The 8251-nt window shown below is 67.4% G+C and carries 11 protein-coding genes; 7 read left to right on the plus strand and 4 right to left on the minus strand.

Annotation, left to right across the window (positions count from 1 at the left end; genetic code table 11):
• Positions 1 to 362 (minus strand): methyl-accepting chemotaxis protein (locus tag N878_RS06745; protein ID WP_031302842.1); only part of this gene is annotated, 362 nt, incomplete at its 3' end.
• 326 nt (positions 363 to 688) lie between these two features.
• On the opposite strand from N878_RS06745, the gene N878_RS06750 reads away from it, so the two are divergent.
• From N878_RS06750 to arsJ, 7 genes are all read left to right on the plus strand, one after another.
• Positions 689 to 1045 carry a metalloregulator ArsR/SmtB family transcription factor gene (locus N878_RS06750; protein WP_021442904.1) on the plus strand — a complete coding sequence of 119 codons (357 nt, stop codon included), beginning with the start codon at positions 689 to 691 and terminating at the stop codon, positions 1043 to 1045.
• 17 nt (positions 1046 to 1062) lie between these two features.
• Positions 1063 to 1545, plus strand: coding sequence for an arsenate reductase ArsC (locus N878_RS06755; protein ID WP_021442905.1), 483 nt, complete (start codon positions 1063 to 1065; stop codon positions 1543 to 1545).
• The gene (arsB, locus tag N878_RS06760) at positions 1542 to 2612 is read left to right on the plus strand and encodes an ACR3 family arsenite efflux transporter (RefSeq protein ID WP_021442906.1); all 1071 of its coding nucleotides are present in this window, start codon (positions 1542 to 1544) and stop codon (positions 2610 to 2612) included. Before N878_RS06755 ends, arsB begins: the two co-directional genes overlap by 4 nt.
• Positions 2609 to 3325, plus strand: coding sequence for an arsenical resistance protein ArsH (arsH, locus tag N878_RS06765; protein WP_021442907.1), 717 nt, complete (start codon positions 2609 to 2611; stop codon positions 3323 to 3325). Before arsB ends, arsH begins: the two co-directional genes overlap by 4 nt.
• A 15-nt stretch (positions 3326 to 3340) precedes the next feature.
• Positions 3341 to 3841, plus strand: coding sequence for a cyclin-dependent kinase inhibitor 3 family protein (locus N878_RS06770; protein WP_021442908.1), 501 nt, complete (start codon positions 3341 to 3343; stop codon positions 3839 to 3841).
• A 19-nt stretch (positions 3842 to 3860) separates the two neighbouring features.
• Positions 3861 to 4865, plus strand: a complete 1005-nt coding sequence (locus N878_RS06775) for an ArsJ-associated glyceraldehyde-3-phosphate dehydrogenase (protein ID WP_021442909.1) — start codon at positions 3861 to 3863, stop codon at positions 4863 to 4865.
• Positions 4866 to 4967: 102 nt separating this feature from the next.
• Positions 4968 to 6179 carry an organoarsenical effux MFS transporter ArsJ gene (gene arsJ / locus N878_RS06780; RefSeq protein ID WP_021442910.1) on the plus strand — a complete coding sequence of 404 codons (1212 nt, stop codon included), beginning with the start codon at positions 4968 to 4970 and terminating at the stop codon, positions 6177 to 6179.
• A 10-nt stretch (positions 6180 to 6189) separates the two neighbouring features.
• On the opposite strand, the gene N878_RS06785 is transcribed toward arsJ, so the two are convergent.
• From N878_RS06785 to eda, 3 genes are all read right to left on the minus strand, one after another.
• A complete protein-coding gene (locus N878_RS06785; protein ID WP_021442911.1) occupies positions 6190 to 6666 on the minus strand; it encodes a cupin domain-containing protein in 477 nt (158 codons plus the stop codon).
• Positions 6667 to 6888: 222 nt separating this feature from the next.
• Positions 6889 to 7752, minus strand: a complete 864-nt coding sequence (locus tag N878_RS06790; RefSeq protein WP_021442912.1) for an aldo/keto reductase — start codon at positions 7750 to 7752, stop codon at positions 6889 to 6891.
• A gap of 78 nt (positions 7753 to 7830) precedes the next feature.
• Positions 7831 to 8251, minus strand: a 421-nt coding sequence (eda, locus tag N878_RS06795; protein ID WP_021442913.1) for a bifunctional 4-hydroxy-2-oxoglutarate aldolase/2-dehydro-3-deoxy-phosphogluconate aldolase, incomplete at its 5' end; no start/stop codon positions are given.

An 8251-nucleotide genomic window follows, 5' to 3' on the forward strand; every position in this document is an offset into this window, starting at 1 on the left:
GCCAGCGAGCGCTGGTAGTCCTGGTTGTAGCGGTCCTGCTCCTGCAGCAGCTTGACGTTGACCGGGTTGGTGAAGGTGCCAAGCAGTTTCTTCTGCTGCTGCAGGTAGAGCTCGAGGTTGGTCAGCAGGCGCTCGCTGCTGGGGGCGTCGCCCTTGGCCAGCATGAACTGCAGGCGGGCGATGCGCAGGTTGGTCAGGCTGGTGTTGAGCTGGGCAATCTCGCTCATCCAGGTGCTGCGCTGGATGACGCTGCCCAGGCCGCTCCAGGCGGTCCAGGCCAACGCCAGGGTAAGGGCCAGCACCAGGCCGAAGCCGAGGGCCAGCTTGCGGGTGACGCTGAGGTTGGCAAACCAGGTGTTCATGACAATTCTCCAACTGTGCGGATGACAGGCGGTTCGGGTTTCGCTGGAGAATTGTTTTTGTAAAGCCAGCACAAGGGGTCAGCAGACGTACCAGGCGACCGGCGGGGCACAGTCATGAAGGGCCGCGGCGGCGACAGATGAGCGCAGCTGCGCCGCCCCATACATATGCCTTATCGAATATCTATCGACCATAACGCTCAGCTCATCCGCGCGCGACTGGCCAACGCAGCGAGTAATCCTTGCGCTACCTCTTATCAAGCGGCGGTTTCAAATATACGGATAAACATATATTCTCCCCGCACCTCAGATTTTCCGCGGACGCCGCCATGGCCGAACTGCTCACCCCCACCACCGTCTTCAAATGCCTGGCCGACGACACCCGCGTACGCCTGATGCTGCTGGTCGCCCGCGAAGAGGAGCTGTGCGTCTGCGAGCTGACCTGCGCCCTCGGCGAGAGCCAGCCCAAGGTCTCGCGCCACCTGGCGCAGTTGCGCAGCTGCGGCCTGCTGGCCGACCGCCGCCAGGGCCAGTGGGTCTACTACCGCCTGCACCCGCACCTGCCGGACTGGGTGATCGCCGTGCTCGACGCCACGCTGGCGGCCAACAGCCACTGGCTGAGCCCGGACAGCAAGCGCCTGGATGCCATGGGCGAGCGCCCGGAACGTATCGCCGCCTGCTGCTGAAGCTCATGGAACCCGAGATGAAGCTACTGTTTCTGTGCACCGCCAACAGCTGCCGCAGCATCCTCAGCGAGGCGCTGTTCAACCACCTGGCCCCGGCCGGCCTGCGCGCCTACAGCGCCGGTAGCCAGCCCAGGGGCGAAGTGCATCCGCTGAGCCTGGCCGCCCTGCGCCGCGCCGGCATCGCTTGCGACGGTCTGTCCAGCAAGGGCAGCGAAACCCACGCCGAGCTCGCCCCGGACATCGTCATCACGGTCTGCGACAAGGCCGCTGGCGAGTCCTGCCCGGTGTTCTTCGGCCCGGCGCTGAAGGCGCACTGGGGCTTGAGCGACCCCTCCGAACTGGCGGGCAGCAGCGATGCTCGCGAGGCGGCCTTCGACCACACCCTGGCGCTCATCGAGAGGCGCGTACGCGCCTTTCTCGCCTTGCCGCTGGCGCAACTGAGCGGTGAGCAGCTCAAGGCCGAGCTGGCCCGCATCGGCACCCTGGGAGCCCGACCATGAGCAACAGCCGCCTGTCGTTTCTCGACCGCAATCTGACCCTGTGGATCTTCCTCGCCATGGGCTTGGGCGTAGCCCTGGGCAGCCTGTTCGAAGGCCTGCCGGCCTGGCTCGACAGCCTGTCGCTCGGCAGCACCAATATCCCCATCGCCATCGGCCTGATCCTGATGATGTACCCGCCGCTGGCCAAGGTGAAATACGAGGAGCTGCCGCAGGTGTTTCGCGACAAGCGCATCCTCGCGCTGTCGCTGGTGCAGAACTGGCTGATCGGCCCGCTGCTGATGTTCGCCCTGGCGGTGATCTTCCTGCGCGATCAGCCCGAGTACATGACCGGGCTGATCCTTATCGGCCTGGCGCGCTGCATCGCCATGGTGCTGGTATGGAACCAGATCGCCGGCGGCAACAACCAGTACGTCGCCGGCCTGGTGGCCTTCAACAGCCTGTTCCAGATCGCCTTCTTCAGCCTCTACGCCTGGTTGTTCCTCGGCGTGTTGCCGCCGCTGCTGGGACTGGAGGGCAGCGTGATAGAGGTGAGCTTCCTGACCATCGCCGAGTCGGTGCTGATCTATCTGGGCATCCCCTTCCTCGCCGGCTTCCTCACCCGCAAGCTGCTGATCGCGCGCCGCGGCGAGCAGTGGTACAGCGAACGCTTTATCCCGCGCATCAGCCCGCTGACCCTGGTGGCGCTGCTGCTGACCATAGTGGCGATGTTCAGCCTCAAGGGCGACATGGTGCTGCAACTGCCGCTGGACGTGCTGCGCATCGCCATCCCGCTGACCATTTACTTCGTGGTGATGTTCGCCATCAGCTTCGCCATGGGCAGGCTGCTGAACGCCGACTATCCGCGCACCACCTCGCTGGCCTTTACCGCCGCCAGCAACAACTTCGAACTGGCCATCGCCGTGGCCATCGCCACCTTCGGCCTGGCCTCGCCGGTGGCCTTCGCCACGGTGATCGGCCCGCTGGTGGAAGTACCGGTGTTGATCGCCCTGGTCAGCGTGGCGCTGTGGCTCAAACGCCGCTGGTTCGATAGCGACGAGGCCGCACTGGCCCAGGAGCAGAGCAAATGAACGACGATCACATCCCCCAACTCGATGCCGATCTGGCCGAACCGCCCAGCGCCGAGCGCCTCGACATCGCCCGGCAGTTTGCCCACAAGCCGCGCATCCTGCTGCTGTACGGCTCCAACCGCGAGCGCTCGTTCAGCCGCCTGCTGACCGAGGAAGCGGCACGCCTGCTCGAACGCTTCGGCGCCGAGACGCGCATCTTCCACCCCGCCGGCCTGCCGCTGCCGGACGACGCGCCGGACAGCCACCCCAAGGTGCAGGAGCTGCGCGAGCTGATGCAGTGGTCGGAAGGCCAGGTGTGGTGCTCGCCGGAGCGTCACGGGGCGATGACCGCGGTGTTCAAGGCGCAGATCGACTGGGTGCCGCTGGCCATGGGCGCGGTGCGCCCGACCCAGGGCAAGACCCTGGCGGTGATGCAGGTATGCGGCGGCTCGCAGTCGTTCAACGTGGTCAACCAGCTGCGCGTGCTCGGCCGCTGGATGCGCATGTTCACCATCCCCAACCAGTCCTCGGTGCCCAAGGCCTTCCTCGAATTCGACGGGCAGGGGCGGATGAAAGCCTCGTCCTACTACGACCGCCTGGTGGACGTGATGGAGGAACTGGTCAAGTTCACCCTGCTGCTGCGCGAGCGCACCGACTACCTGGTAGACCGCTACTCCGAGCGCAAGGAATCCGCCGAACAACTGTCCGCGCGGGTCAACCAGCGCGCCATCTGAATCAAGGAAGCCTGCATGAGCCATCCCTACGACCTGCTGAGCATTCCCGGCTGCGCCGGCCAGCTGATCTTCACCCCCTGCCCCGGCACCCGGGGCAGCTCGCTCGACGAGGCCCTGGCCACCCTGCAGCAGGCCGGCGCCAGCGCGGTGATCAGCCTGATGCCGCACAGCGAACTGGCCGCCAATGCGGTCGAAGCCATCGACGCGCGCTGCCAGGCCCTGGGCCTGGCCTGGTTCCATCTGCCGGTGGCCGACGAACAGGTGCCGCTGGACGACTTCGCCGCGGCCTGGCAGCAGTCCAGCGCCGCCATCCTGGCACGCCTGCGCGCCGGGCAGCGCCTGGCCCTGCACTGCAAGGGCGGCTCCGGGCGCACCGGGCTGATCGCCGCGCGCCTGCTGATCGAGGCCGGCGTAGCGCGCAGCGAGGCCATCGCCCTGGTCCAGGCGCTGCGACCCAAGGCCATCCAACACCCGGCGCACGTCGACTGGATCAACCAGTTCGACGCCACTCACTGACCCCAGCGGAGACCAGCACATGAGCATCAAAGTCGGTATCAACGGATTCGGCCGCATCGGCCGCCTGGCCCTGCGCGCCGCCTGGGACTGGCCGCAGCTGCAGTTCGTAAGGATCAACGACCCGGCCGGCGACGCCGCCACCCACGCCCACCTGCTGAATTTCGACTCGGTGCACGGCCGCTGGCAGCACGAGGCGGGCAGCGACGGCGACTGCGTGGTGGTGGGCGGCCAGCGCATCCAGGTGACAGCCAACAAGGCCATCGCCGACACCGACTGGAGCGACTGCGACCTGGTGCTCGAGGCCAGCGGCAAGATGAAGACGGTCGAGGTGCTGCAGGCTTATCTGGACCAGGGCGTGAAACGCGTGGTGGTCTGCGCGCCGGTCAAGCAGGCCGGCGCACTGAACGTGGTGATGGGGGTCAACCAGCAGCTGTTCGACCCGGCGCGGCACCGCATCGTCACCGCCGCCTCCTGCACCACCAACTGCCTGGCGCCGGTGGTCAAGGTGATCCACGAGGCACTGGGCATCCGTCACGGCTCGATCACCACCATCCACGACCTGACCAATACCCAGAGCATCCTCGACCAACCGCACAAGGACCTGCGCCGGGCGCGGGCCTCCGGCATGAGCCTGATCCCGACCACCACCGGCTCGGCCACGGCGATCGCCGAGATCTTCCCCGAGCTGCGCGGCAAGCTCAACGGCCACGCCGTGCGCGTGCCGCTGGCCAACGCCTCGCTGACCGACTGCGTGTTCGAGGTCGAGCGCGCGACCACGGCCGAGGAGGTCAACGCGCTGCTCAAGGCCGCCGCCGAGGGGCCGCTCAAGGGCATCCTGGGTTACGAGGAACGCCCGCTGGTGTCCATCGACTACCGCAGCGATCCGCGCTCCTCCATCGTCGACGCGTTGTCGACCCTGGTGGTGGCCGGCACCCAGGTGAAGATCTACGCCTGGTACGACAACGAATGGGGCTACGCCAACCGCGCGGTGGAGCTGGCGCGGATGGTCGGTCTGGCCGACTGATCCCCAGGGTGGATGACTCCTTTTTCATCCACCTCGATTTGGTGGATGGATAAAGCGCCATCCACCCTACGGCTGAACTTCGCTGAATTCTTGGACTTCGTCATGCACGCCTTATCCCGCCTGGCCCCCGAAGTGCGCCAGTACCTGCTGGTCACCGGCAACTACTGGGCCTTCACCCTCACCGACGGCGCGCTGCGCATGCTGGTGGTGCTGCATTTCCACAGCCTGGGCTACACGCCGCTGCAGATCGCCGCGCTGTTTCTGTTCTACGAGATCTTCGGCGTGGTCACCAACCTGGTGGGCGGCTGGCTGGGTGCGCGCATCGGCCTGAACCGCACCATGAACCTGGGCCTGGCGCTGCAGGTGCTGGCCCTGCTGATGCTCACCGTGCCGGCGGCCATGCTCACGGTACCCTGGGTGATGGGCGCGCAGGCGCTGTCGGGCATCGCCAAGGATCTCAACAAGATGAGCGCCAAGAGCTCGATCAAGCTCTTGGTGCCCGGCGAGCAGCAGGCCACCCTGTACACCTGGGTCGCGCGCCTGACCGGCTCGAAGAACGCACTCAAGGGCGTCGGTTTCTTTCTCGGCGGCGCCCTGCTCAGCCTGCTCGGCTTCGCCGGCGCGGTGCTGGCCATGGCCCTGGCGCTCGGCGCCATCTGGCTGGCCAGCCTGGCGCTGCTGAAGAAGGACCTGGGCAAGGCCAAGGCCAAACCCAAGTTCCGCGACCTGCTGTCCAAGAGCCGGGCGATCAATATCCTCTCGGCCGCCCGCCTGTTTCTGTTCGGCGCGCGCGACGTGTGGTTCGTGGTGGCCCTGCCGGTGTACCTGGCCACTGTGTACGGCTGGGACTTCTGGTGGGTCGGCGGCTTCCTCGCCGTCTGGATCATCGGCTATGGCATCGTCCAGAGCCTGGCCCCGGCGATCACCGGCAAGCGCAGCGGCCAGGTGCCGGACGGCCGCGCCGCTTTCGCCTGGGCCGTGCTGGCCGGCCTGCCGGCGGCCATCGCCCTCGGCCTGGGCAGCGCGCTACCAACACAGGCGGTGCTGATCGGCGGCCTGCTGGCGTTCGGCGTGCTGTTCGCGGTCAACTCCTCGCTGCACAGCTACCTGATCGTCAGCTACGCCCAGGAAGACGGCGTGTCGCTGGACGTCGGCTTCTACTACATGTCCAACGCCCTGGGCCGATTGCTCGGCACCCTGCTCTCCGGCTGGGTGTTCCAGAGCTGGGGCCTGGCGGCCTGCCTGTGGGTGTCGAGCGCCTTCGTACTGGCCGCCGCGCTGATCTCGCTGGGGCTGCCGCGGCATCGCGCCTAGCGGCGCGCACTCACTGATTGCGCGGGTCGTCCGCCGGGTCGAGGTAGCTGATCCCCCAGGGCCCGCTGCCGTGGAGCTGGAGAACGGTTTCCTGATCGCGACTGGCGGCGTACATCGCCACGCCCGACGGGATGATCAGGGTGTCGCCCGGCTGATAGGCCTTGGCCTGATCCGGGTCGAACTTGTCGCCGACGCCGAAGTAGAAGGTGCCCGAAATCACCGTGACGCGCTCGGTGACCGGATGGGTATGCACGCCGATGGTGGAGTTCGGCGGAAGCTTCAGGCGCATGGTGAAGGGCTCGGCGGTCTTCGGATCGCCCTCCAGCACCGCCAACATGGCCCCGGGTCCGACCGAAGGGGCCGGCATCCATTGGATATCCGCGGCGGTGATCGCCTTGAACCCCTCCTCCTGCGCCAGGCTGGCAGGGGCCAGGTACACACCGGCGAGTAGCGCCAGGGCTACGCCGATAGGTTTGCAAGTATTCATCGTGGTTTCCTCTTGTTCGGCTTGAACAACGTGAGGCCAATGCTCATCGCGGCAGAGGCGAACAGGGAAACGGCACAGAGGGCTCTTCGCGAACGAGTCACATAACTGACGTTAGCCGAGAACGCGGGTGTCGATATACCCAATCAGCGCAGCGCTATCGCCGCCAGGCATGAGCATTCATGCGGCTTGCAGCCATGCGCCGACATACCGGCGAAGGAAGATTCAGGGCGCGCGCATGCCGCGCGCGGCTTCGCTGAGATGGAACCAGGTCGGCGCATCCAGTTGCAGTTCGGCGCCGGCCAGGGCCTCGTCGATGCGCGTCTCGCGCAGGCTGCCGAGAATCGGCACCGGCTGACCCGGCAAACAGCGCAGCCAGGCCAGGGCGACCTGAGTCGGGGTGGCCTGCAGCGCCGCGGCCACCTCGTCCAGCGCCTGCTGCAGGGCCGCCGCGAACTGCCCGCCGGCCAGCGGCGACCAGGCCAGCACCTGCAGGCCGTCGGCCTGCAGCGCCTGCAGACGGCCATCCCAGGCTGCCTGTTGAGCATTCAACGACAGCTCGATCTGGTTGCAGCGCAGTGGCAGCTCGCGGCCGAGCACCTGCCAGTGCAGCGGCTCGGCATTGGACAGGCCGAGCCAGCCGACCTTGCCGGCCGCGACCAGCGCCTGCAGCGCCCGCGTCACCTCGTCCAGCTGCAGCAGCGGATCGGGCCGATGCAGCAGGAAGCCGTCCAGCCGCTCGACGCCCAGACGCTGCAGCGAGGCCTCCACCGCCCGGGTCAGGTAGCGGGCGCTGCTGTCGTAGTGCTTGACCCGCCAGCGCGAGACATCCTGCGCCGCCGGCACTATGTCCGCCTTGCTGATCAGCTCCAGGCGCTGGCGCAGCGCCGGACGCAGGCGCAGGGCGGCGCCGAAGCGTGCCTCGCACTCGCCCAGGCCGTAGATATCGGCGTGATCGAAACCATTGAGTCCGCGCTCCACGCAGCGCTCGACAAAACCGAGCAGCGCCTGCGGCGCGGCCAGCTCGGGATAGTCGAGCAGGCGCATCATGCCCAGCAGCAGCGGCTGCCGGATCGGGTGTGCAGTCATGGGAGAACTCCAGACAGGCCATGCATAGCAGCGGTGCGCGCGGCCCAGGCGGCGCGCACCGCCACGCCAACGCGAGACTTATTCCAACAACTGCAGGGCCTCGGCGCTGCATTGCCGGATACGCGCCCAGTCGCCCTGCTCGACCCACTCACGCTGGAACATCCAGGTGCCGCCGACGCACATCACGTTGGGCTGGGCCATGTAGCGCTGCAGGTTGTCCGGGGTGATGCCGCCGGTGGGGCAGAAACGCACGCCGCCGAACGGGCCGGCCAGCGCCTTGAGCGCGGCGACGCCGCCGCAGACCTCGGCCGGGAACAGCTTGAAGCGGCGGTAGCCGAGGGCGTAGCCGATCATCAGCTCGGAGGCGCTGCTCACCCCCGGCAGCAGCGGCACCGGGCTGTCCAGGGCGGCCAGCAGCAGCTCGCGGGTGCTGCCCGGGGTGACGATGAACTGCGCCCCCGCAGCGACGGCGGCGGCCAGCATCTGCTCGTCGAGCACG

The sequence above is a fragment of the Pseudomonas sp. EGD-AK9 genome, assembly GCF_000465935.2.
GTDB lineage: Bacteria > Pseudomonadota > Gammaproteobacteria > Pseudomonadales > Pseudomonadaceae > Aquipseudomonas.